Genomic DNA, 25094 nt, shown 5'->3' with positions numbered 1-25094 from the left:
CTCATGTCATTGGGGGCAACGCACGCAGTATAGAGGCCGCATCAATACCATCACCGGTAAAGGGGACGTCCAGTGTCGCGGCCAGATCCAGCGCAAACACCCGGCTGTAAACCTCCATGGAACGCGTATCTTTATGGCCAACCAACGCCTGCACGACTTTTTGCGGCTGGCGGTGGTAGAGCATGTGCATGATAAAGGAGTGCCGAAACGTGTGTGGCGTCACCGGAACAGAGAAATACACATCGTCATCTGCCGCTCTCGCAATAGCCGCTTTTAACCAATTGCGCATGGTCTCATCGGTCACACGCCACAGCGGCTCACGGCGTTTCGGCCGTGCGGTGGCCAGCCAGCTTTCCACCCGGTGTACGTAACTGCGATCGGAAAGTGGCACCAGGCGAACCTCATCCTTGGGGGGGCGTCCCCGGCGGGTCCGTACTTTTTCCGACAATATGCGCACAAACGGTCGCGGGCCGTCCAGAATAAACGACTCCGGTTGCATGCTGCAGGCTTCCCCAATACGGGCTCCGGTGTTCCATAAGGTGCTGAACAGAAAATGATGCCGCTGATCGGGCATATAATGTAACAGCGCACTGATCTCCGGGGCCAATAAATAGAACGGGGTTTTGCCGTTCGCCGTGGCCATACGTCGAAGCGCCAGGGCAGTGGCAAAATCCACGCCCGGCGCAATCGACAGGCGCGAAATGCGTTCTGGTGAATTCTGCAGGGGAATGACGTTGCTCATCATAAACTTTTCACGTAGCGCGATCGGTGGATGTAGGAGACCATTTTCCGCTTTCCGGCGTCTCGTCGCCACCACAATAAATCGCCCAAAGCGGATCCTGCATTTGGTTTTACCCGCAGAATGTAGGATAAAACCAAGCATGTAAAAGATCTTTTTCATCCACTCAAACACGCCAAACCCTGTCATACCAAGGGATAGCGCGAAGATCCGCTGATTTGGGATAAATGGGGTAAAACCAAGAGGGTGAAAAAACGGAGGAAACAATGCCTAAGTTTCTCATTCTCAATGATATAGAAGACAAGATATCCCGACTGGCGTATGCTTATATCGAGTCAGTGTTTAGCCCTCCCTTTTAATAGTGACCTTATCTCGATATCTTATTATTTCAATTTCCCGTGAAAATTATATTTCATCCAAGGAGTGATAATGAATTTAAAATTACAAACAGCAACCCCCTCTGATAATGATATATTCGAAGGTAAGAGCCACGAAACTGTCGCTATAAAAATGGCAGAAGTGATTAAGAGTACTGACATAAGCATTATTGGACTTGAGGGAGAGCTTGGTACGGGAAAATCCACTATTATTAGGTTTTTGATGGACAAACTAGAAGGTGATTTTCATTTCATTACATTTGATGCAGAACGCTACCATTACGGCTCAACAAAAAAATCGCTTATTGAGATAATTTATAAGGGGATGTCCGAAGTCAAAGGAATTAACAATCCAGAATTACAAATTCATAAAGATAAGGCTTTGGGAAATATTGTTGAATACGAAAAAAAAATAAATAGCAGAATTAGTTGGTGGACCATTTCATTTATATTATGCACCTTACTTTCCGTGCAGATGATCCGATATTTTCTTGTTGATATAAATCAGTATCTGAACCCAATCGATCCGCTAAAACCGCTAAGTATATGGATATTACTCATCGAGGCCTTGGGCTTAATATCTCCGGCCCTCGTATTATTAATACTTGTAGGCATTAGGAAATACCAAAAACAAAGGGGAACGCTCACCGATGCATGTATCAGCATCGGTGATCTATTCAAAAGAAACAGTACAGACACCATATCAGAAAAATGGTTGGTAAGCAGAGAGATAGGAACGATTGAGTTAACTGAAGCACTGGAAGGATTCACCAAAAAGGAAACTATTTCGGAGGATTGTCGGTTCATTTTGATCATTGATAACTTAGACCGTATTAGCGGAGATAAAGTGAAAGAACTCTGGAGTGATATGGAGCTTATCGCCGGTGTTACCCATGAGCAATTCAGGGTGGTCGTCCCGTATTCAGCAAGACAGGTGGCTAAGTCCCTGGCAGTCGAAGGACACAGCGGTCAAGAGTTCATTGCAAAACGAATACCGGTCAGTTTCAGCGTGCCTCCATTGATTTCAGCCGGATGGCAGTCCGCATTCTCAGTATTATGGAAGGAAACTGTTTCGGAGGTTGACGATATTTCCTGTCACGAAACTGCACAGCTATTAGACCGCTGGCGGCCCGCAGAGTATCCTCAAATTACGCCGCGGCTAATGAAAAAAATGGTTAATGACATCCACATCCTTGCGCTCACGGTGCCAGGAGGAGAACCCTACCGTCACATTTTAATCGCCTTGTATATTCTTGCCGTCAGATATGGCGGGCTGAATATCCGAAACCTTCTCCGGGTACCAACTGAAAGTGATGCCGATAACAATAATGTGATGAGCCAAGACCCGGTGTTGGACGACAAACTGAAGGCAACCGTCAAACAACTGGCGAAGATTTTCAGCAATGAAACTGATCGGTGGAGTGAATACCTGATGAGTGTTCATTATCAGACAGAAATAGCATTGGCCCGCAGTGAATTAATAGATACACCATTGATTAACGCCATTACGACTCGTAATAAGGATAAACTCCAGCAACTAATTTCACTCTGGGGTTTCCAAACCGCATGGCAACGCTGCACCGATCGTTTTGCCATATCCGATTGGCTTGTCATCGCAGCAGACCTCCCTGAGGAAATATTAAAATATGTAACCCCAGAATTACGACAGGGGGCACTAATAATGGATGCTCAGTATGCACATCATTCACGAGAAAATTATCGGGGGGAGTTGAGCTCGGCCATAAAAAAGTTACTGCACGAGGAGTATATTTCACAAAGTGGTTTTATGAAGCGGCAACGCAACTTCATTATTAATGATTTAGATGAAGCTCAGGGAAATATAAATAATGTTGGTGAGAAAATCAATGAACTACTTCAGGATGCAAATATTTACTCTAGTATTTTTGGATCTAATCTCATTGACGAAATGAAATATCACATCCATGGTGAGTTTTATGTAAAGTCTCTCATGAGAAACGCATCAATTTTTGAGTCATTAAATATAAATGATATTACATTAAGCGATGAAGGTATTGAGGAAATGCTCAGATGCCATCTCGAAGATACTGAGCATGGTGATATTTTCATGTCTGAAGTAGCAAGACATATCCGACTATTCACAGATGCTGTAGGCAGGATCATCGATAATGCCGCGAAAAACTTGCCAACGAGCGTGTCGGAATCCTTACAGAAATTAAATCAAGGGATAGCACTTACTGATTGTGTATCATTTAGAAAAATAGTATTTAACTCTGAGTGGTATACCACTAATCTTATTTCGTATTATTCTCACCAAATTCATATTATGGCGGATTATCCCATTGAGTTTGCCGCCCAAAAGATGGCGCATATGGTTGCTATCAATACCTATACAGAAATACCTTCTTATATTGAATATGCAGATAACAATGAGTTTGCAAAAATTTTGAGTGATTATTTTATTTACTTTAAAAATTTCGATATTGTTATGTCTTCTATTAAACGTGAGGATATTGCACCGATAGTAATTAGTGCCATTAAAATATTATTCAGTACAAATAAAATTAACAGAATGAATCCAATAAGTTACGGAAAAGTACACTACCCCTTACTTAAGCAACATGCCCCTGAATTAGACTTTATGAAAACAATTATCAACAGACAGGATTGGATGGTTAATAACTTGAAAATGTTAGATTTTTTAGGACTGAGTTCTGTATTTGTCAATGATGTCATAGAAAGTCCTGAAATGGGTGGTTTAGCCAGTAAATTCATTGAGCTAACAAAATCTATATTTATTTCCACTGAAACAGTGCATAAATCTTTCATTAAAATTGAGAGTAATATAAAAATAATTTTAGAACACATGAACAATGGAAAAATATATAATCACATAGCAGATCTTCGTGCTTTTTCAAACTGGTACCGGACCTCACCGTTGGAACAAGTAGGAAATGCTGTAAACGCACATATGCTTTGGACTGTATTGGATGAAGATCAAAAGGTGGAAATAATAAAAGAGTTAACTGATATTATATATGAAAGAGACACCGCTATAGAAAGAAGAGTAGCGCTACTTCATGACTTTTCGGAGGAGATTTGTTTTGCAGAGTCTGAAGACACCAAAGAACGCCGAGCAATAGCGGCACTATTTGCAGCATCGAAAGATGATGAAATACTGAAAAGTTGGTTGGATAAGCAGAGCTTCCATTTCAATAAATGGAATGCCGGAGACAGTGACACAGTGACGAGATATATCCTCGAGCATCAAGATGATTTTCCAATCATATGCGATAAATCAATTTTCATTAAAAATAGAATACAAAAATGATAAAGGATAGTTTCTGAACCGTAAGCTTCAGATGTCATTACTATAATGGTAAATTTTACGGTGTAAGTTTTATTAAAAATTTCAAAAGGATGGATAAATGGACTTAGTTTACCTTTCAACAATTGCGGCCACTGTTATTGTCATTTTGCTTACTATCACACTGCTATTTACTCTAAAGAAATTAAAGTCAGTAACGGCCGCTGATAACGCAAAATTAGCGCAACTTGAACGTTTTGCACCAATTATGAATGCAGAAGCTGAAGCGCAGCGACTCGTTTCAAAAGCAAACAGCGAATCACAAGCTAAGATTAACACAGCAAAAGCGGCGGCCGCGCTGTTGGAGCAAGAAGCCACTGATCTGCTGACTGATGCACAAGAAAGTAGCATACTCATTCAGCAACAAATCAAAGAGTTGCGCAGTTCATATGCAACAAAAAAAAGCATCTACGACGACCTCGAACGGGCTATTTCGATATACCGTGAAGATGCTGACTTTGCCGAAATGGGAGCCTACGAACCCCACTTTGATTTTGACACATCAGAAAAATTTAAAGATGCAGTCCGTGAAAATCGGCAAAAACAGAAAACGCTATTACGCATCAAAGTCACCGGAGGTGCGATCTGGTGTGGTACTGAATGGCAGGTACATAATTCCCGGTCTGAAGGTAAAAAAATGACCACTAGAGGTATTAACTTGACCGCCCGCGCCTTCAACGGTGAATGTGACGCAGCCATCGCAAACTGTACCTTTAAAAATTGGTCTGTTATGCATGACCGCATTCTAGCAGCATTCAACAAAATCAATGTGTTGAATGAGGTTAACGATATTCATATTAGCCCAGAATTTCTCCAACTCAAGCTTCAGGAACTCAATTTAGTCCACGAGTATAAAATCAAAAAACAGGACGAGAAAGACGAACAACGTGAAATTCGCGCCCAAATGGCGGAAGAGCGCAAAGCACAGCAAGAAATTGACCGTGCAATTCAGGAAGCCGAAGCTGAAGAAGCGCGTGCACATAAAGCCCTTGATAAAGCCAGGAAGGAAATGGAGTCGAAATTAGCGAAAATGACTGCCGAACAGGCAAAAATATATCAGGAGAAAATTGACACACTGCAAGAAGCGTTGGCTGAAGCCGAACTGAAGGGGCAGAAAGCACTCAGTATGGCTCAACAGACTAAACGTGGCCACGTTTACGTGATCTCAAATCTCGGTGCATTTGGAGATAACGTCTTCAAAATAGGGATGACTCGGCGCCTTGATCCGCAGGATCGTATAGATGAGCTAGGGAGTGCCTCAGTACCATTCTTATTCGATGTACACGCCATGATCCATTGTGAAGATGCCCCAACACTTGAAAATACGTTACACCAACGTTTTAGTGAAAAACGTACCAATCTGGTAAACAAGCGCAAAGAGTTTTTCAACGTCAGTTTGAAAGATATTAAAAATGCAGTGTATGAAATAGCTGGAAGTGATGTGGACTTTATAGAGACAGCAAGCGCACAGCACTATCATGAAACGCTGGCAATGCGAAAGAAAACGGCTGACCATAACACTAGCTTGCCAGAACAACCATCACGTTTCGCAGACGCCATCTAACAAGACCGCAGTCCAACAGAACCGAGATTAAAATAGATTAGCCACAACTGGTATTACGTTACTGAAACACAAAATTTTCGGCAAGACAACAGATACACGTGGGATCAAGTTTACACTCTGTTGGATAATACTCAGAAACGCTCAATGATTTCTTAGATTGCCCTTTATTATTACAGTGCATTCGACTTCTAAAATATGTGCGGTTGTCTTCTGAAAATGACAATTGGATCATCACCTATCTGTCATGTACATTATGATCATCACCTAAAAGTCACTTATGGGAAAAAAATGTACATTCACGGCTATCTCCGCGCCTCGACGAAAGAACAAGACGCACTCCGAGCCAAAAACCGGATGAAAGCCTTTATTGAAGAGAAAGGTTTTCGGATGGCCAGCTGGTACACCGAAAATGTGTCCGGGGCATCACTCCAGCGGCCAGAACTGTTACGGCTGCTCGATGATGCTGCTCCCGGTGACATTATTCTTATCGAACAGGTCGACCGACTATCCCGACTGGATGAAGAGGGATGGCAGAAACTAAAACATCTTATCCAGGAAAAAAGACTTGTCGTTGTTAGCCTGGATTTACCCACAAGTCATATGGCACTGACTCCGAATGTACCTGATGAGTTTACTCTGGCCATGCTGAAAGCCATTAATGGCATGATGCTGGATATGTTGGCTGCTATTGCGCGTAAAGATTACAGTGACAGGCGACGGCGCCAGGAAGAGGGAATAACCAAAGCCAAAGCGGCGGGGAAATTTAAGGGACGGCGGGCCGATCATCTTTTGCATGAGAAAATAATAGAGCTACGTATCAAAAATGGTCAAAGTATCAGGGATACAGCAAGGCTCACGGGTGTATCTGAAAGAACGGTTATACGTATTGTGAATAAGGCAAAAGATGCTATTGAAAGCGACAAAATAAATCGGTGATCGGTCATTGTCTAAAAGGGTGATTTTTTGGGAGTTTCCGGTACTGGCGGGATAAAGCCAAATATAGAAGGGGGTAAAAATCGGGGGGGAAGGGTGGCGACTGTGAGCCCCCATAGAGCAAGGTCGCCAAATAGCAACATATCCTATTGATTTATAATGCCTATGAGCATGACGACTTTTGCGGCAAGGGGGTCAAAAGCGACATTTGGCACTCTGAGGGTAAAGCCAAGATGGATTGGCAGAAGACAAACGGTGCTGAAAAAGAGGAGACTGACGAACGTCAGTCCTCAGAACATCAAATATAATAGTGACTATTTATGGTTGTCATATTTTTTTTCAACCGCAACATCTTTGTCCATCTGAGTAATGACTCGACTTAGCGCTTCAATAAATGACTTCCACGAAATAAGGTTACTCTCTTCTGGGGTGATGGTTGTTTTATGGCGGGAAAGCATAACAACAGTACGGATGTGAATTCCTTTGAGTCCACATAAACGCAACAGTTCGTTAGCTTCGAGTTCCCAAGAGTCGCGTTCGGTGCTATCGCATGGGGAAAAACCAGAGATTTCTTTAAGACGTTTAACTACAAGAACTTTATTAACTGGCATAGTAAGTGTCCATCCTTAATGAGAAAGGATGCACTATAAACAACAATATAAATAGCGTCAAATAAAATTAACCTAAATTATATAATACTTCAATCTACCCGCTCAAGCAAGTAATTTTTAATGTTGTTTATACTATTGTTTTTTATAGAAAAAATTTAATTGGCATTCGCAAAGTTAAAATTGCCACTTACTTACATAGTGATTACAGATATTGGTACTCTGAGGGTAAAGCCAAGGGCGACGAAAATCAGGACATTCCCGCACCGCCACACAGGTTAGTTTAGTTGTGATATACTGCAAACACAAAACGATTTGGATTGCAGTATCATTTCGTGCCTTTTGTAGAAAGTAGCACGAAATGATGGTCATAATAACTTACTCTCTATAAGGCTAACCACATGTCTGATGTAACGAAGTCTGAAGTCCCTGCTGCGGTATTAAATATTATCGCAACTGAATGTTTTCGCCGAAGTGCAGATAATGATTATCTGGCAGCACGTATTTGCTATTCGTTGCAATTCATAAATCAATTTTGGTGGATGGCAGAACAGGCCATAGAGAAAAAACTCAAAGCCATTTTTTTATACCGTGGTTTTACCATAAACCAATATAGTCATGATCTAAATAAAATACTGGGAGACTGCCAATATATAGATCTGACACTCACGGAAGAACAGATTAAGTTTATCGATGATGTTAATATCCGAAAAAATAGGTATTTTGAAGACAGCCTGATGCTGGGTGATGCCAGCCTTACCGAAAACGGTCGATACAAAGAGCTGGATGCTTTGGATAACGTTATTCAGGTGCTTGAGGATATTTGTGAAACACATAAACCCAAAGGAAAAAATATAAGTCAAAGTCTTAACGCAAACCAAAGCCGTATTTTTAACTTTCAAAATAAAAACGGTGAAAATACCGAGAGGGAAGAGATAGTGCTGGAAAAGCGAGTATTTTTCACCTGCAAAATGAGTCCCTATTTACGCCCGGAAGTTTTAGACTGGCTCACAAAAGATGATAATCATATAAATACTTTAGGGAAAACAATGAAAATAGATAAAAAAAGCTGTATTCACAAGATGATTCAGAATAAAAAAAAAGGATATCACCGCAAACCAGTGCCAGCAGTGGTTAAGACGGGCTTGTTGCAAAAAATGGAGTTGTCATGAAAACTGAGGCTATTCATCCCTTCTTCAATGAACCCACATGACCCCTAGCGATTTCAAATGGAAACATTTTGCACCCGAGATCATCCTGTGGTGCTTACGTTGGTACGGTTCAACCCCGATGAGTTATGCCAATGTCAGCGATATGCTGGCAGAGCGTGGGATTTCCGTTCATCGCTCTACCATTTACCGTTGGTTTATTGAATATGCACCCATACTTCGTCAGAAATTGAAACGATATCAATTTACGCATGCCGACTCCTCATGGCAACTCGATGAAACCTATATCAAAGTCAACGGAAAATGGTTTTATCTCTATCGCGCCATTAATAAGCACGGTACTACATTAGATTTTTACTTTTCGCCTAAACGAAATAAAAATGCGGCCTATCAATTCCTTAAACGAGTGTTAAAACCCTATCCGGTTGAAAGACAGCCGAAAATACTTAATAGGGGTTGTAAGCGGGAACCCGCCAAAATTTTGTCAATCTAACTTAAGGCTCTCGACCATGGCATTTAGGTCAATTTTTTTCTTCTCGGGGCGCTTTTCCGCGATATGAGAATGATAGCTCTGTTGATCTGGTCCCCAATCGAAGTAGATTCCTCTGCATGGTTCAATTAACGATCTGGATTCAGACTCGCTAATTGTTAAGTTAATGGTCATCAACTTGGTAGGAACTCTCTGGCCAATCCCTTGAGCAAAAACAGATAACTTGTAAGTTCCAGCAAAAAACACAAAGTCTGCACCATCTTTTGGCAATAGAAAATGGTGGTCAAAGGTCACGCCTTCTTGCGGTACGAACAGCCCACTACCTCTCTTTAGATCATTTTTTTCGCCATAAACCCAAATATTGAAGTTTTGCTTAGTTTCGTTACGATGAAGTGATATATAGGGGTTCTACGCCGGAACCCCAGATTTTTCCGTCATCTCAGTTTCAGCCCGGCAACCAGCGCATCCAGGTCAATAATCTCATTGTTGCTCTGGAAGATGTAATGCCCGTTCAGCAAAATATGCTGCCAGGCCACCGGTGATATCCGGGGCAGAGCCTCAATGCCTTTGGTGTTATCTTCCGTTTCCAGTCGTTCCAGCAATCGAGACAGGATCGCGGAGTTGTAGTAAACGATCGCGTTGCAGATCAACCGCCCACACTGATTACTGATTTCCGTTTCAATGTCATTTTTCCCGGTTAACTCTTTCTTTCCGCCGACTTTGGCTACCGCGGCGCGTAGCTGGTGATAAGATTCAACCCGGTTCTGAGAACGACGGATATTGCGTTCCAGCTGCGGATCCCGCAGATACTTTAGCGTGTAAATACTGCGAACCAGCAGGTCATATGCAAATACCGCCTGTCTTGTCGGGTTGGTTGTTGTGTACGTACACAGTTTGCGGATCAGCGTTCCCTGCGTCATTTCTTTCAGCCCCAGCGTGGCGACAATGCGGTCGAGGTTGCTTTTTTCACGGATGATAAGGTTCAGGTCAATCTGTCCAGCGGGTTGAATCAGGCATTTTTTATAGGCCGATGGGTCTCGGGTGCAATACAACTCCTGTAGCTGCCTGTTCAAATCCGTAAAATGAGGTTCAAAGCGCAGGCCAAACCAGTGCAGGATTGCAAAGTTGGCTTTGTTGATGCTGTGCATGTCCCCGGTGATGGCCGTGGGTTTAACCTCTGAAGTGTTGCGGTAACAGATATCAAAGACATGGTGGCCTTCGTAGTCGTTTGTGCCAATCAGGTATCCGTTGATCGGGATGTGGTTACATAACAGCGTGTAGGCCACCATGCCTTTACCGCGGCCGAAGTATTTACGCGAATGCCGGGCTTTTACTGTCGGTCGTTCAACGCCAAATTTTTGTCCGTCAACGGCCCCATAAAGCGTTCCCGGATCAAACGAATAGAGCGGGAAAATCGGCAGTGCCTCTATGGCATCGGTGATGCAGTCATTGGCCGTGAGCAGCGATGCCAGCCGAAGATACTGCTCATACGTGGTTTCCAGCACATGAAACGGAATATCGCTGGTTCGCGCCATCACATGGTTACCATGATTCATCGCCTGGGCAACGATGACAGCCATCAGGCTGTCTGCATCAACTTCGTTTTTGGCATATCGAGGCTGCAGCGGTTTCATGGCGGGCAGAAACCGGCAGTGCTCGTTAACAAAGCGGAAAACGTCGGTTACATCGCAGAATGGCAGTTGTTCATAAAAACTCTTCTCCTGCGCTTTATGACGACTGACCACGGATTTATGCCAGGTCAGTTTCTGCGTTTGTTGATCGTATTCCAGATGTTTCAGTTTCCCCTGTTTTAGTTCGCGGTTAAACGCTTTCCATTGCCGATGCAGTTCGGACTCCAGCGCCTTTAGTTGCGTTTTAACTGGCTTCTGCAGAAAGGGGATGTTCATTGCAGCCAGCACTGCGGCCTGTTCCCCTTCCGGTACCAGTTCATCTGAAAGATGGCGGTGCCGGAGGCTGTTGTTGAGGTGGAATTCCCCCGACTTAAAACGCTTTCTTATCTGACGATAGAGCCAGAACTCATAGCGCCCGGCATTCAGGCCTGTGGGCTCGCCATCTTCACCAAACTCCAGCAGGTATGGACGCAGGCGTTCCGGTAATGTTTCCGGCGGACATTCCGCCAGTGGTCGCTGCAAAAGCGTCTGCTTTTTGCTGAACACCATTCTTAGCCAGCTCAGCGCCTCAGCCCAGGGGCTGTCCTGAACCACGCTGGTGAGGTCGAGTGACAGATATAATGGCCTCAAGTGACGCCGGATTAACGCCGTCATACCGTCAACGGCCTGCCACTGCGGCTCTCATCTTCAAGCTGTTTCATATGGAAAAACATAGCATCCACCAGGTTGTCGCTGAACTGGCGATAACGGATCCAGGCATAACACAGCAGATAAAGGCGGGTCTGCTCAGGCTTCAGATTGCGGAGATCGTAAACGGTATAGAAATTTGCCAGACTGGCGTAGTACAACAGATTTTGCTGAGAAATATTCAGCGCTGGCAGGATGTCGCAGGCCTTGCGATGCAGCGGTTCCAGGATGGCCCGTTTCTCCCGCTCATGGACCATCTGACGCCAGCCAAAGTCACGCGCATCCTGCCTGAGGACCGCAAGTCGGGAAAGGGTATCATCCCGTTCAATCAGTTTTTTTAGGTCAGCAATGGCGGCGTCATCAAGCTGTTCCGTCAGAATACGTCCCAGCCGCTGCCTTTCATCAGAAAGAACCTGGCTCACCAGTTCCTGAAGTGTGGTGTAGCCGGGGCGGATGATTTTATGCGCGTTGAGCCAGATAATCAGCTCAGTGGCGACAAAGCCGGGGGTCACATCGCGGTGAACAATCCGAGCGGCCTGTTGTTCAAGCTGTGAAGACAGTGCTGATGACCATGGTCGGTAACCATACAGCGCGCAGATATTTTCCCGCTGAGCATAGCGCTCGTGCTTAGAAGGAGATTTGTCTGGAGGTGGCTCTCCCGGGAAATAACGGCTCAGAACAAACTTGCAGTCGTCCTGAACATCATCCCAGCCGAAGCGAAAAAACAGGTGTTTGGCTTTAAAGTAAGCGATTTGCAGAATGCAAAAGAGTTGAGCATGAAGCCCTTTACGATTGTTCACCAGTTCCAATTCAGATTCATCCAGAGCCAGAAACTCCAGCCGCTGTGCATCATCGAAATCAGGGATACCATATAATGCTTCCTGCTCGGCGTCCGAAAGAATACTGAGGAGTTTATTTTTATTGGCCATCCTTGATCCTTATGCATACCCCTTAAAAACGTAATTGTCACATTATCATTAAAATTACACCTTTACGTGTCATAATTTAAATGACGGGTAATGTGACCTTCATTGACAGATTGTGACCTCAAAATCAGAGTGTCACATAATCGAACGTATATGTGACAGGTGAGAAATGTTAATTGGTTATATGCGAGTGTCAAAAGCGGATGGTTCGCAGACAAATAATTTACAGCATGATGCATTGATTGCTGCCGGTGTAATGCCAGACCACCTCTATGAAGATAGTGCGTCAGGAAAACGTGAAGATCGCCCCGGTTTTACAACTTGCCTCAAAGCCCTGCGTGAAGGAGACACGCTGGTTGTCTGGAAACTGGATCGACTTGGTCGTGACCTGCGTCACTTAATCAATACCGTGCATGATATGACAGGACGTGGTATTGGCCTTAAAGTGTTAACAGGCCAAGGTGCAGCTATCGATACGACAACAGCTGCAGGAAAACTGGTTTTTGGTATTTTTGCCGCTCTGGCTGAATTTGAAAGCGAATTAATTAAGGAACGCACGGTCGCTGGTCTGGTTTCAGCGCGAGCTCGCGGCCGAAAAGGAGGAAGACCCTTTAAAATGACAGCAGCTAAACTGCGACTGGCCATGGCAGCAATGGGGCAATCAGAAACCAAGGTTAGCGATTTGTGCCAAGAGTTGAACATTACCCGGCAGACGTTATACCGGCATGTTTCACCCAAAGGTGAATTACGACCGGACGGGGCTAAATTACTCGATGGATTAAGAACATGAGCGCCACAACGCAATCAACATTTAACATAATGGACGAGTTGTCCGCCTGGGGAAAAACTCTGCCTAGCTGGCAGTCTTTCCTGCTCAGTAAACTAGTGACGGAAGTTGACCTGCCCGATAAAGTTATTGATGAGATATTTGCCGAATACCTTATTGACCAAAACCTAGCAAGCTCTGGAGCTAACCGCATGGTTTGCAACATGACGCTGCCACAGTTTCAGGTAAACGAACCAACGGTCGTCAGTACATTGACTGCGATATCATCGGTTTCAGGGGTTAACGCTCTAGCTGTTGACCAAACTTTGAGCTTTGGACCCAATCTGACGGTGGTCTATGGTCCCAATGGGGCAGGTAAGTCTGGCTATGCCCGCATGTTGAAGTCTGCATGCTTTACGCGGTCGAAAGATACTGGGATTCTGGGCGACGTGAAGCTCGCAAAGGACAAGCAGCCCAAACCAACGGCGACGTTCTCCTTCGATGATGGTTCGAGCATTACATTTGTCCATCAAGAGCCGTGTCAGCGACTGCGTGATGGCTTCGCCGTTTTCGACGCGACCTGCGTTCGCGTGCACCTAGATGATCGCAATGCATTCCAGGTCATGCCCTATCTATTCGATGTTTTTCCACGGATGGTGGCTGCTTTAAGCAAACTGCAAACCAAGTTAAACGACGAGATCACACGGCGCACGCCAGCGACGGACAAATTCGTCATCCAAGACAGCAAGTCGGTGGTGGCAATCACGCTCGCCTCGCTGACTGCACAAACTGATCTGATGAGATTAAAAGAGTTCGCAGTGTTCGGTGATGCCGAGGCTGCTCGGCTCCAGACGGTTGAGCAGCAACTTACCGAACTGCGGACTACTGATCCAAAGGAAGTCATTAAAAAGAACGAACAGCGCATCATAGATTTGAACGCTGTCAAAGCCTCCATTTCGTCTCTGGCGACAGGTGTAAAATCAGAGACTGTGAAGAACATTTCCGAGTCTGCAACACAGATCAGTTTACTGGTCGAGAAAGGGGCTGCATTGTCTGCAGCTCAGCTTGGCAGCGAGCCGGTGCAGCCCGTTGGAACGACCGCATGGCGAGATTTGTTGTTTGCTGCGATCACCTATAGCCAGGAAGCCTACCCGCACGATACGTTTCCACCGAGGGCTGATGACGCGCGCTGCGTGTTGTGCCATCAGACGCTAGATACAGACAGCGTTAATCGCCTGTTGCGGTTTTATCAGTTAGTCAACAGTGATATCGAAACGCAGTTGGCGACAGCTAGAGAGAAGTTGACGAGCTATGGTGTATCCCTTAGCAATATGGATCTAACCTTTTTCGCTCAAGAGAGTGCTGCTCGGCGCACGTTGCATGAATTAGATCCCGTGTTGGAGGCGGACATCACGAGTCATATTGAAGGTTTCCGGCTGGTCATTGAGGCCTTAACCCAGGCAATAGTGAATGAATTATCTCCAAGAGTAACCCTACTGGATCATGACGCTGTTTCACAGCGTATTGTTGCATTAGTGGAGCGCTTGCAGCAGGACAATGGAAAGCTGCGACTGAATGATCCCAAGGTGTTGATCGAGGAACTTCTGTCGGAACAGCAGTTACTCAATGACCGCCATCGTCTTATTGGTCAATATGAAGACATCGTTGCTGCTGTCGAGGATCTAAAATGGGTGGCGAAGGCCAATGCTTGTATCTCTGGTTTCTCCACCATTCAGCGCAAGATTACAGCCAAGCAGAAGGCCCTTGTGACAGAACTTGTTGCGCAAGACTTCATCGCACGCTTCACGGAAAACTGCACGGCGCTGCGATTGGTGTTGCCCGTGCAATTCCGGTTCGCTGGCAATACAGGCATTACGGATCGTAAGATCGAAATAGCCAACGCTGAGATGACTGGTGTCGATCCTTCTCGAGTGCTAAGTGAAGGCGAACAGACCGCAGCTGCACTGGCAGACTTTCTGACGGAGATAGAACTCAATGGTTCCTGCGTGGGGGTCGTGTTCGATGATCCTGTGACGTCCATGGATCATATGCGTAAGGAATCGATTGCTCAGCGTTTAGTGGAGGAGGCTGCTCGACGGCAGGTTATTGTCTTCACCCACGATATTCTGTTCACGAACTATTTGGCGACAGCCGCAGAGGAAATGGGGGTGGCTTTTGCTGGGCGTACCGTTTGGCGAGACGGCACTGAGACGCCTGGCACTATTGATCAGCTGGCGTTTCCGCATGAAGACTATGAGGGGGCCGCACGTGACCGGGCGAAGAAATATTTTGATACAGCGCAGACGTTAGCAGGTGACGCGCAACACGATGCGTTGGAGAAAGCCTGCGGGAGCTTACGAACCGCCTATGAGGATTTCATCCAGAAAAAGCTATTCAACAATGTTGTGCGCCGTTGGCGCGAGAATATCACGTTCACGCTCAACCAGGTGTTTTTCGATGAAGCCATCGCTGTCCGTGTACATGAACGGATGGTTGCACTGTCACGCTATATTGATGCTCATTCGCACTCTGATGAATTTCACGAGGTACCACTCACTCTCAGCGTAGTGACCACCGAGTTGGCTCATTTCGATGCAATCAAAGCTGATTACACAAAGGCCAGAAAGGCATGGGAGAAAGCTAATGAGAAGCCAAAGCTTAATTTTAATTGACTTAAGTCGGGTACAACCACTTTCTGAAAATAACAATTTATCCCAAGGGGTGGTTTCTGGGTGAATAGACTTATCCAGTTACCCACGCCCGCAATGGATACGGTATTTGAAGTGTTTAGCTAATCGTTTTCATATTGATGGAGGCAATCTGGTCGGTCAGTTTACCCTGACGACGGAAAAATCTGGGGTTCCGGCGTAGAACCCCGTATTGCGATGATCCTGAGCTCAACTATGCAGGCATGAAATCCCTGCAAAAACACCTGGATGAAATGTATACCTACATCCGGAACAATAAGATGATGATCCCAAACTACGGTGAAATGCACCGGTACGGAGAGCCTGTTTCAACGGCGTTTGTGGAATCAACGATAAATGAAGTGATCGCCAGACGAATGGCCAAAAAACAGCAGATGCAGTGGAGCAGAAAAGGGGCGCATTATTTGTTACAGACTCGGACCGCTGTTCTGAATAACGAGCTGCAGGATAAATTCGCCTGCTGGTATCCGGGGTTCTCAATAGGCGAACAAAGTGATGGAAAGGTATCAGCGATGGCAGCGTAGATTACGACTGCCCCACGCTTTTTCATGCTCTCCTCTATCGCTATTTACACAAAAAATTTTACAGACTCAGCATTTTACCTGACGATGCCTTAATGCGACAGAATCCTATTTACTGCGCTCGCTTGATAATGGCTTTGAACGCATTGCCAGCCCTGTCGTCAATAAACTCAATATCAGGGTAAGCTCTTATCGCCCGCTTTATACCACTGCCCAACCCACGATATGGCAAAACTTTTGGAGCAAACGATGCCAAGATTGGGTTTCTAACATTTGAGTTACCCATCTTAATGTTTTCTATCGTTAAATTATTGGGTAGGTGACCCGGACTCACGATTTCTATCCGGTCAGCAAACACTAAAACCTTTACTGGAGCCGATACGAAGTAATCGCGATGAATAAGCGCATTGGCAATAAGCTCTTCAAACACTATCCGCGGAATTTCTGGTTCACCAACAGAGTTAATCCCTTGCTCATTCTGCACATGCCGAATGTTAGCCAACACAAAACCGAGAACCTTTTGGAACACATCTGACAGTTTGCCATTGATGTCTTGGCTGTCGATGTAATACTCGTCTTCGATATCAATGCCCGGAAAAGCCACCGCTTTTACAATAAAAACGGGTAAGCGTATTTGTGGTCTTGAAGCAAATAACAAAGTGCCGCAGATGTTTAGCTGGCCGTCCTTTGCCAAGTTCATGTTTTCAAGCAGTTGAACACGAGATATGTCTTGGTCTTCAACCCGTTCGCTGTATTCCCTCTCGAAAAATGCGTCGAAGAATTCCTGATCGATGTCGGCAACTGAGCTACCTTTCACAGATACCTCATCAGCATGGACTAGCGCTGATGATTGAAACATTCTCAGTAGCTCTTCTCGTGCGCTGACTTTGGATTTGTTGGCGCTATTTTTTACCCAAACATGGAGGTTGCCATCCATATAAGGCTTACTAATGCCTTCAGGAACATCAACGACCATTACCATACCACTGGGTAATGCAATATTTTCTGTGGTAACGGAAATTGGTGGTTTAACATCCTTGGCAGCATTCGAAACAAGTTGATTAATGCGCCCCATATCTTCAGTGGTTAACCCTTGAATACCGCCCTCATCAGTCACCCCAATGAGCAATAAACCACCTTTAGAATTACTGAATGCCGCTAACTCCGGCACCAAACTCTCGGCTCGCGTAATATTTTGTTTAAACTGATGCCTTGAGTCTTCACCGCTGCCAATAATGGCTAAGAGTTCTTCGGTTTCCATGCTTCATATACCTGCTTACGTTTTTCGAAGGCTTCGGCACCACCTTCCATAATACTAACAATGCGTTGCTGAACCTCAGCACAGTCAATGCTACCCGTGACTAACGCGATGTGGTCATCTTGATACTCACAGGCAATTACCTGTTCCGCATCACCCAGTACCGGAATATTCGCGTTGTGTGTCGCGAAGATAAACTGGGTAGAAGGTTTAAGCTCTCGAATAAGCTTGATGACATCGTCATAGATGGTTTGGTTATCCAAATCATCTTCTGGCTGATCAATGATCACCACGTCGTTTTCTTGCTGACTTAACACAAACAACATCAAGGCCGATGCCCGTTGCCCCAACGAGTGGTGCGCCAGTGCTTTACCATGATACTCAATGGTGAACACATTCGGCACTTGCCAAGTTAATAAGGCTTCCAGGTTGTCTTCAAAATACTGCCAAAACGTATCAAAAGAACCGCCAAGCGTGCTTTTTAGTTTTTCAACATCGCGATAGGCCGATGCAAAATCACTGTATTCATCGACCACACTTTGCAACGTTGCCTCACGAATACGGCTACCTCGATACAAATCTTGTATGTGCCTGATCATGGAAGCTTTATTGGCTTTAAACTGCGGCACAATTTTAAGTGGTGAATCGACCCGATTTATCTTGCTCAGCACCTGCTCAATAGTGCGGTACTCTTCCAGCCATAAATCGTTAAGCTGTGCTAATTTACGCTCAAGCGATTGATTTAAATCCGCATATTGCTGCTCGCTCTTGGCTAGCACGGCTAACATTTGCTCCGCTTGGTCTAACAGGCTTTTAAGCTGCTTAAACTCCTGCGGGCTAATCGCCTGTGCGCCGGCTTGCTTAAGCTCTGTGGCCAATTTCCGTTCAATTTCCGCAAACTCTTCCTTCAGCGCCTGCTTTTGTTGCACAAAGCCAGACAGCTTCTGCTGTAATTGTGCAACGGTACTTTGACCGTTTAGAACCGTTTGCTTTATGCCATCAAAGCCAGTAATCAACTGCTGATAGGTTGCAAAAAAGTCATCAAAAAATGACTGATTCTGGGCAGATTTATACGACGCCTGGTTCTTCAGCTCATCCTCAAAGCTGGCAACAAACCCGTTGAGTTCAGAAAGATAATGCTCGGCACCTTGGATGATTTGCTGCGCCTTTCTTTCATCGCGGTCAAAATCAATTTGCTTTTGCAGCTTTTTTTCTACGCCGTGTTGCTGATAAAACTTGAGCTTAAATTCTGCATCTTGCTTTTTCTGCAACCATTCTTGCTTTTGCGTTGCGGCTCGGGTGAGGCGTTGAATTTGATTAATGGCATCAATCACCCGCTGGCGGCCTTGCTCAATTTTTTGCCGAACAGGAACCAGCGCTTCGCCTAGCAGCTTTTCAATTAAGTCTTTTTCAAAGCCAGCGCCCGTGCTTGAAAGATCTTTCTGGCCAAAGTAAATCGGCTGGTGCAATACCGTTTCACGCACAGAAACGCCCGGTTGCAACTGACCATTTACATACACATCGGGTCGCTCACCCAATATGCGGCGAATTTGATAGGGCTGGCCACGGCGGTCAATGGCATCGATGGTAATTTTGCCGCCACTGCGCAGTAGATGCTTTACCAAGCCTTCCTTATATTCCACGTCAGACGACTTATCGCCAAAAGGAATATTCAGCGCGTAGCGTACCCCTTCCAGCACGGATGACTTGCCACTGCCACGAATACCAATCAGCGTATTAAGCTCAGGCGAAAGGCAAATTTCCGTACCGCCCAAGGTACCGGCACCTTCAAAACGGATTTTTTGAATATAGGAATGCTTATAGCTAGGGAGCTCCGCACGCACTCTAGAAGTCTTATCCCTCATCGCGAACTTAACCGCCTCAAAGCTAAATGAGCCTAGCTTGAGGTAACTGGCCTTTTTACGCTCAGCCATTTGAGTTAGCTGTTTGGCATCACACCCTTGCACCTCAGCAGGATAGGCATCACCTAACGCTTGTTGTATTTTTATACGTTTGTCATGCGTATCTACTTTTTGAAAGGCCAACGCTCTGCGTCTTACTGCCTCGTTATCAAATAGATCTTTTATTCGCCCTGGCGCGAGCCCACCCCATAAGCCGTTGGGTGCTTCAACATGAGCAAAAATGAGAAAATAGTCTTTGTGAAATTTATCTAACTCACGAACGGTATCGACAATATCGTGGTTAGAGCGCGTATTTTCGTCTTCAAAATTGGCGATACCAGCAAAGGTCAGGCTGAGAAACGTCTGAATATGGTTGGTTTGCTCTTTGTTGTTAAACCACTCATCCGAAAATACCACCAAGGTGTGCACACCAGCCTGACCATCTTTGATGGATAGCTCAATGCCCGGCAACAAACCAATGCCTGATTTTTTGGCTTTTTTACGCAGTGCCTTAAATTCATCCAAATCAAATTTGTTGTGATTGGTGATTACACCAAGGCCAATGCCAGCATTCGCTAGCGCGGCGACATACTGGTTTACATAGTCATTCTCTTCACCCCGATAAATAAACTCTTGATCAGCACGAGTGTGGAGATGGAAGTCTGCCTTTAACCAGCGACTTCCATATTCAAATACAGTTTCACTCATGAATAACCTCCTTTGATGGCTTAATTATTCGTAGGCATCGCCCAGTAGATCATCACCATCGGCACGGTTAGCGGAAAGATCCAGCCTTCAAAAATACCAATCAGCTTAGAAAGGCGATCGATCATCTCTTTGCCTTTGCCTAAGAGGTCTTAATCGTTAATGTCGACGTCTTTTAGGTCGTTTTCTTCGGCTAGCGCGCTGATGATTTTGTTGATTCTATCGCCGATCTCTTTGTCGCCTTTCAGCTCGACCATATCGTCAAAAATGGCACCTTGCGGCACGACGATCATGCCGTATGGGTCGCCTTTGTACTGACTGGCATAGGAGCGTCCATCTCATTATCCATGCCACCACGCAACTCGTCGCAGTTAGCCAAAAGGGAGGAGTAAAGTTCGGTTTTCTTAATGGCCATGATTATTCCTTACAGTGCCGAGCATTGGCCCGGCACAATTAAGTTTGAGTCGTTATAGTTTGGCTGTGTCGAGTCCGGCAGCTTTCAGGCGCTGAGTAAGATTGCGCATTTTGCTAAATTCCGTACCGAAGCTGCTTCGCAGGCCTACCCCTTCACAAAACTCTTTGGCTGTGATGTTCTTCAGCTCATCGGCATATTTGATCATTTGCAGATGCAGCTCTGCGGTGTATTGGTTGCGAGGGGCATCCACCAGGACCTGCTTGATGCGCTCGTAAATCTCGTGTTCGTCCATTTTTTAGCCTGCGCGACTGTGACCACTAGATAATTTAGCTAATTTATATATAAAGCCAGATGATCGCAATTCCTTTGTGCATCACGTCCTTATATCCGCCCAAATGGCGGCATCTCTTTGTCAAACGGCCGGAGTATTTGTGCGGTTTCAGTATTAGGAGAGTATGAAAAACCGTGGGGCAATCGTAATCTATGCTGTCATCGCGGATACCTTTCCGTCACTTTGTTCGTCCATCGAGAACCCCAGATATACGCCTGAACCGCCAGCAGGCTCTGTTATGCACAAATGCACATGAGAAAAAGCCAGTGAAGCGGGGAGGCCAACCAGCCACCCCTGCGAACGTAGCCCGCCTACAGCGGGAGCTAAGACTCTGTTAGAAAGTGACTTTATTCAGCCATCATAGCTCGCTATAATCCCGTGTATGCACATACCCCGACCCGCAAAACTCCTCTTCCAAATTGATGATGGCTGGGGCCAGTTACTCGCAAAACACGGTAACGTCGTCCCAGAATGGACCAAACTCGTCATCGAACGGATGCTTGCTTGCGGTACCGGGGCAATGGGCGTTCGCCGATATTGTTGTGCTTCCGCCCACTGTTCTCACACCAAATACTTCTGCCAAAGTTGCAAAAGCAAAGGATGCAGCGCCTGTGGCATGAAGGCCACCGAGCAATGGATTGCTGAGCAACAGCATGTTCTCCCCGACTGTGAATGGCAGCACATTACCTTCACCATGCCCGATAAACTCTGGCCTGCCTTTGCCAACAACTGGCCCTTGCTCAATAAACTTTTCGCCTGTGCCGCCAATACCCTGCTGAAATGGGCCAAAAAGCTCGATATCGAAATAGGCCTGTTTGTGGCCCTGCATACCTACGGTCGCCAGCTTAATCAGCATCCCCACATTCATCTGTCCGTCACCCGCGGGGGGCTGTGTCTCAAACACGGTGTCTGGCGACCGGTTTACTTCAAAAAGAAAATCGTTGAGCGTTACTGGCGTCAGGCCGTCATCGCCCTGTTGCGGGAAAGCTATGCAGAGCTGGACTTACCCGCTGCCGGCTATGAGCACGTTCGGGATTATCGCGAGTGGTGCCAGTTTCTTGAGGTGCAGTTCCAGCGGCGCTGGAAAATCCACTTTGCCAAAAAGACAAAGCACGCCCGGCAAAACGTCAACTACCTGGGCCGTTATCTGAAACGGCCGCCCATTGCCGCCTCAAAGTTGCGCCATTACAACGGCGGAGCCGTTGTTCATCATTACTATGACCACCGGACTCAGCGGCACCACACACAACGACTTAGCCAGGAAGAGATGCTGTGGCGCTATATCAGTCATATCCCGTCACGGCATTTTAAAATGGTGAGATATTACGGTTTTCTGGCTAACCGCAAACGGGGGAAGTTATTACCGAGGGTTTATACCGCTCTGGGGATTGAAATGAAGGCAAAACCGCAGAAGCCGGGCTTTGCGTCGCTGATGAAACAATTTACGAATGTGGACCCGTACCAGTGCGTGTTGTGTGGTAGTCGGATGGTTTTTAACAGTGCGGAGGCCGGTATCAAGGCAGAAGAGTTGTTGGCCAGACGTCGGCTGGAGTTCAAAACAGAGCGATGGTTGCGACAGGCAGCATAGGGAAGATCTGCCTGAAGATCTGCCTGAAGATCTGCCTGAAATTTGGATTGGGCATCAAAGCGGTATTTATATTAATCAATCGTCAACCTTATGCTGCCTGACCTGATGAAAATCATGGCCCTGTCACCCTATTTTGCCTCTAAACTAAGGGACAAAAATGGATCCAACTTCCTAACCATGAACCACGTTTTGAACCTAAAAATGCAGTCTAATAAGTCTTGATATTTCAGACCATTATCTTCTTAGCGTAGGTTTTCGCACGACTGGCCCTCAAACCCCTTATACGCAGAAATGGAATCCGCCATTGAACTTCTAAATCAGCGTAGAAATAGTTAAAAAAACATCCAGGGCGCTTAGATAATAGCGCCCTAGTTAATTATTCCAATACCCCCAGTTTTGTTCCCAAAGCCTCGGTAGTTTCTAACTTTTGTTCCATTTCCTCAATCAGCTGCAGCGTTAGCTTTACCAGATCTAGAGTCAGCTGTTCCGCTGCCGTAAAATTCAATTTGAGAATATTGAGCTGCCCTTTAGTTAACTGGCTCTGTATCTGTGCTTTTTCAAAACCATCGTATGGCTTGTTATCTTTGAGGATTTGTGTGATACGCCGCAGGATAACCTTATCAATACCAGGGTACTTTGGATTATCAAATATATGGGGATGGCTTTTTATAAAAGGCTCCCAGGAGAAGAGAATGTCATACCTGTGCGCATAAGTATGTTGTTTAGGTCGATAATGCCACACCCCAATAAAAGGGATATTCTCATTTAAGCACCGCTGGAAATGTTGCTGTAAATCCTGAGCTACAGCCCGTCCCTCATACAGTAGATAGTAATCCGAAGGCCTTAGGGATGGCACTGTAATGCGCGGTGGTAGGGCAGTCAAAACAGTATGAGTAGTCTTACCCAGCCACATGTCCCGTATTTGATCACGAACAGGAGGTATTGTTATACAGAACCAGTAAAGCGGGATGTATACCGCTATTGGAGGATCGAGCTCATTTCCATTTTCTGGAATATGAGGTAAAAAAGTATCTAGGATTTCATTAATACGTGGGTTATCTCTAAACTTTTCAAGCCAGCTAAGAAAGGGCCGTGTAACTACCTGGCATAAACATCCCCAGCTTGTACCATATTTGTACAATGACCAACCAGGCTCTCTCGCATAGTGTAATTGCACGTATGCAACCAGGCATTGTACGAATGCATCATGCGTGCGGGTTTTTATCGTAAATCTTTTACGCGGTTTGATTAGTAAATCAATAAACAACGTGGACATAGAAACCTGGCAATCTGAATTCATGGCTAAACCCATAATCCTACGTCATTTTTTTTGGAATAGCACTTTGCCTGCCTGTAAAACCAGTGTTAAACCCGATCCATCGTTCATGATTGATCGAATACTGATCAATACGGCTATGCCGTATGCAGGCGACAACAATGTAAAAGATAAACGCTATTGGTAAGGGTCGCCGGTGACCCGCGTAGCGGTTCCAGGCTTTCATAATCCCGTTACCTCCCCCATCCTGCTAGACCTATCTTTTTGAGGCTTGAGCTGTGCGAGAGCCGTTTAACCAATCTTACAGCAATGAATTAGTTTAACGGTCGGAGACAAAAGAAAGAACTAGCGACTGAAACTGATCGGTAGGATTAATCCTAGTTAATAACTTATGGTTATGCGAAGTTCTTTTGCCCGGCTTTAGCCGGGAGCTACTTATTATTGTTTTTTTTCTATATTGCCAATGTGTAATTTGCCCTGAGCAAAGCGAGGGGAGCTACTTTAGAGAGCAGGCTTTAGCCGCTCGAAAAGTACTCCTCTTTTTAGAGGCTTATTTTGTTCAGTAATAACGTTCGAAATTAATGATATTTATCTACCAGGTTACGAAATTAAGTACATCCATTCGAAGTTAATAGTACAAATATTCACCGTGATGAGAATTGCGTGACTGTCGATCATAAATTCGGGTGGATAATGAAAAATAGTCCGTTGAGTCGAGGTTAAATAACACTCAATTCCAGGTGTTCGGCCAACACAAAAACCGCGCAGCGCACGGTAGGGTTCTGGATGGGGTCATCTTGGGGCTAGATTGGCTAGGCGTAAGGATTCGTACGTAAATGTGTAAGATCGCCCTCTAGCCTTCGCCACATCTGGCCTGTCAGAATATGGTGATAGTTGAACGTTACAAATACTACTGAGTTTCGTATCCGTCAGTGTTGGTACTATCCATTTCATTCACCTGCTTTTTTCGCTCACGTTTGACTATTCCCAGTACCGTATTTTTACTCAGATCCAGATGCCGGCCAATCTGCCGGTAGGACTGGCCTTCAGCGACAAGCGCTAACACCTTCGGGGCTAATTTATCTGACTTGATCCGCTGTCCTGGCTTTCTGCCAAAAACAACTCCACGCGCCTGCGCTGCCTGAACTCCGGAAC

14 protein-coding genes and 5 pseudogenes are annotated in these 25094 nt (G+C 45.5%); 9 read left to right on the top strand and 10 right to left on the bottom strand.

All coding sequences use genetic code 11. From position 1 onward, the window contains the following. Position 1 precedes the first annotated feature (1 nt). Positions 2–742, bottom strand: coding sequence for a tyrosine-type recombinase/integrase (locus tag DJ39_RS16970; protein WP_038251931.1), 741 nt, complete (start codon positions 740–742; stop codon positions 2–4). Between the two features lie 426 nt (positions 743–1168). On the opposite strand from DJ39_RS16970, the gene DJ39_RS16965 reads away from it, so the two are divergent. The 3 genes from DJ39_RS16965 (at position 1169) to DJ39_RS16955 (ending at position 6962) form a co-directional block, all read left to right on the top strand. Next, positions 1169–4426, top strand: a complete 3258-nt coding sequence (locus tag DJ39_RS16965) for a P-loop NTPase fold protein (protein ID WP_004722039.1) — start codon at positions 1169–1171, stop codon at positions 4424–4426. Between the two features lie 97 nt (positions 4427–4523). Continuing rightward, positions 4524–6026 carry an SNIPE associated domain-containing protein gene (locus tag DJ39_RS16960; RefSeq protein ID WP_004722040.1) on the top strand — a complete coding sequence of 501 codons (1503 nt, stop codon included), beginning with the start codon at positions 4524–4526 and terminating at the stop codon, positions 6024–6026. Between the two features lie 288 nt (positions 6027–6314). Beyond that, a complete protein-coding gene (locus DJ39_RS16955; RefSeq protein ID WP_038251892.1) occupies positions 6315–6962 on the top strand; it encodes a recombinase family protein in 648 nt (215 codons plus the stop codon). Between the two features lie 311 nt (positions 6963–7273). On the opposite strand, the gene DJ39_RS16950 is transcribed toward DJ39_RS16955, so the two are convergent. Next, positions 7274–7570 (bottom strand): hypothetical protein, encoded by a 297-nt coding sequence (locus DJ39_RS16950; protein ID WP_038251890.1) that lies wholly within the window; start codon positions 7568–7570, stop codon positions 7274–7276. Positions 7571–7968: 398 nt separating this feature from the next. On the opposite strand from DJ39_RS16950, the gene DJ39_RS17180 reads away from it, so the two are divergent. Both DJ39_RS17180 and DJ39_RS16940 read left to right on the top strand, forming a co-directional pair. Continuing rightward, on the top strand, positions 7969–8739 hold the full coding sequence (locus DJ39_RS17180; protein ID WP_004722046.1) for a HEPN domain-containing protein: 771 nt from the start codon (positions 7969–7971) through the stop codon (positions 8737–8739). 37 nt (positions 8740–8776) lie between these two features. Next, positions 8777–9187, top strand: a pseudogene (locus tag DJ39_RS16940) (IS6 family transposase); the annotation flags it as partial. Between the two features lie 33 nt (positions 9188–9220). Here the strand turns inward: DJ39_RS16940 and DJ39_RS16935 are convergent. Together DJ39_RS16935 and DJ39_RS16930 are read right to left on the bottom strand one after the other, a co-directional pair. Then, entirely contained in the window at positions 9221–9520 is a 300-nt protein-coding gene (locus tag DJ39_RS16935) for a hypothetical protein (RefSeq protein ID WP_050777622.1), read from the bottom strand. Positions 9521–9660: 140 nt separating this feature from the next. Then, positions 9661–12473 (bottom strand): annotated as a pseudogene (locus DJ39_RS16930) (Tn3 family transposase). 166 nt (positions 12474–12639) lie between these two features. Here DJ39_RS16930 and DJ39_RS16925 point away from each other — a divergent pair. The 3 genes and pseudogenes from DJ39_RS16925 to DJ39_RS16915 all read left to right on the top strand — a co-directional run. Further along, positions 12640–13260, top strand: a complete 621-nt coding sequence (locus DJ39_RS16925) for a recombinase family protein (RefSeq protein WP_004722053.1) — start codon at positions 12640–12642, stop codon at positions 13258–13260. Beyond that, positions 13257–15908 carry an AAA family ATPase gene (locus DJ39_RS16920; protein WP_115175337.1) on the top strand — a complete coding sequence of 884 codons (2652 nt, stop codon included), beginning with the start codon at positions 13257–13259 and terminating at the stop codon, positions 15906–15908. Before DJ39_RS16925 ends, DJ39_RS16920 begins: the two co-directional genes overlap by 4 nt. A 206-nt stretch (positions 15909–16114) precedes the next feature. After that, positions 16115–16468: pseudogene (locus tag DJ39_RS16915) on the top strand (ISKra4 family transposase); the annotation flags it as partial. Between the two features lie 109 nt (positions 16469–16577). On the opposite strand, the gene DJ39_RS16910 reads toward DJ39_RS16915, so the two are convergent. The 4 genes and pseudogenes from DJ39_RS16910 to DJ39_RS16900 form a co-directional block, all read right to left on the bottom strand. Then, positions 16578–17726 (bottom strand): RNA-binding domain-containing protein, encoded by a 1149-nt coding sequence (locus tag DJ39_RS16910; protein ID WP_038251888.1) that lies wholly within the window; start codon positions 17724–17726, stop codon positions 16578–16580. Next, positions 17705–20332, bottom strand: coding sequence for a TrlF family AAA-like ATPase (locus tag DJ39_RS16905; RefSeq protein ID WP_004722060.1), 2628 nt, complete (start codon positions 20330–20332; stop codon positions 17705–17707). The genes DJ39_RS16910 and DJ39_RS16905 overlap by 22 nt, the downstream gene beginning before the upstream one ends. A 27-nt stretch (positions 20333–20359) precedes the next feature. Next, positions 20360–20744: pseudogene (locus DJ39_RS17670) on the bottom strand (type I restriction endonuclease subunit M); the annotation flags it as partial. Positions 20745–20796: 52 nt separating this feature from the next. Then, positions 20797–21036: an HTH-like domain-containing protein gene (locus DJ39_RS16900; RefSeq protein WP_004722063.1), complete on the bottom strand. Its 240-nt coding sequence runs from the start codon at positions 21034–21036 to the stop codon at positions 20797–20799. A 421-nt stretch (positions 21037–21457) separates the two neighbouring features. Between DJ39_RS16900 and DJ39_RS16895 the strand changes: the two genes are divergently transcribed. Continuing rightward, positions 21458–22663, top strand: a complete 1206-nt coding sequence (locus tag DJ39_RS16895) for an IS91 family transposase (protein WP_004722065.1) — start codon at positions 21458–21460, stop codon at positions 22661–22663. Positions 22664–23039: 376 nt separating this feature from the next. Here DJ39_RS16895 and DJ39_RS16890 read toward each other — a convergent pair whose 3' ends face one another. Continuing rightward, entirely contained in the window at positions 23040–23939 is a 900-nt protein-coding gene (locus tag DJ39_RS16890) for a hypothetical protein (protein ID WP_139127572.1), read from the bottom strand. 910 nt (positions 23940–24849) lie between these two features. Further along, positions 24850–25094 (bottom strand): annotated as a pseudogene (locus DJ39_RS16885) (helix-turn-helix domain-containing protein); the annotation flags it as partial.

It is taken from the genome of Yersinia ruckeri ATCC 29473, from assembly GCF_000754815.1.
Classification (GTDB): domain Bacteria; phylum Pseudomonadota; class Gammaproteobacteria; order Enterobacterales; family Enterobacteriaceae; genus Yersinia; species Yersinia ruckeri.
Note: the sequence above shows the minus strand (reverse complement) of the source record. Positions and strands in the feature narration are given on the sequence as shown.

Bases quoted from the DNA above. Each gene is read 5' to 3' on its own strand.
- DJ39_RS16970 (WP_038251931.1), bottom strand. From the start codon at position 742: ATGAGCAACGTCATTCCCCTGCAGAATTCACCAGAACGCATTTCGCGC.
- DJ39_RS16965 (WP_004722039.1), top strand. From the start codon at position 1,169: ATGAATTTAAAATTACAAACAGCAACCCCCTCTGATAATGATATATTC.
- DJ39_RS16960 (WP_004722040.1), top strand. From the start codon at position 4,524: ATGGACTTAGTTTACCTTTCAACAATTGCGGCCACTGTTATTGTCATT.
- DJ39_RS16955 (WP_038251892.1), top strand. From the start codon at position 6,315: ATGTACATTCACGGCTATCTCCGCGCCTCGACGAAAGAACAAGACGCA.
- DJ39_RS16950 (WP_038251890.1), bottom strand. From the start codon at position 7,570: ATGCCAGTTAATAAAGTTCTTGTAGTTAAACGTCTTAAAGAAATCTCT.
- DJ39_RS17180 (WP_004722046.1), top strand. From the start codon at position 7,969: ATGTCTGATGTAACGAAGTCTGAAGTCCCTGCTGCGGTATTAAATATT.
- DJ39_RS16925 (WP_004722053.1), top strand. From the start codon at position 12,640: ATGTTAATTGGTTATATGCGAGTGTCAAAAGCGGATGGTTCGCAGACA.
- DJ39_RS16920 (WP_115175337.1), top strand. From the start codon at position 13,257: ATGAGCGCCACAACGCAATCAACATTTAACATAATGGACGAGTTGTCC.
- DJ39_RS16910 (WP_038251888.1), bottom strand. From the start codon at position 17,726: ATGGAAACCGAAGAACTCTTAGCCATTATTGGCAGCGGTGAAGACTCA.
- DJ39_RS16905 (WP_004722060.1), bottom strand. From the start codon at position 20,332: ATGAGTGAAACTGTATTTGAATATGGAAGTCGCTGGTTAAAGGCAGAC.
- DJ39_RS16900 (WP_004722063.1), bottom strand. From the start codon at position 21,036: ATGGACGAACACGAGATTTACGAGCGCATCAAGCAGGTCCTGGTGGAT.
- DJ39_RS16895 (WP_004722065.1), top strand. From the start codon at position 21,458: ATGCACATACCCCGACCCGCAAAACTCCTCTTCCAAATTGATGATGGC.
- DJ39_RS16890 (WP_139127572.1), bottom strand. From the start codon at position 23,939: ATGTCCACGTTGTTTATTGATTTACTAATCAAACCGCGTAAAAGATTT.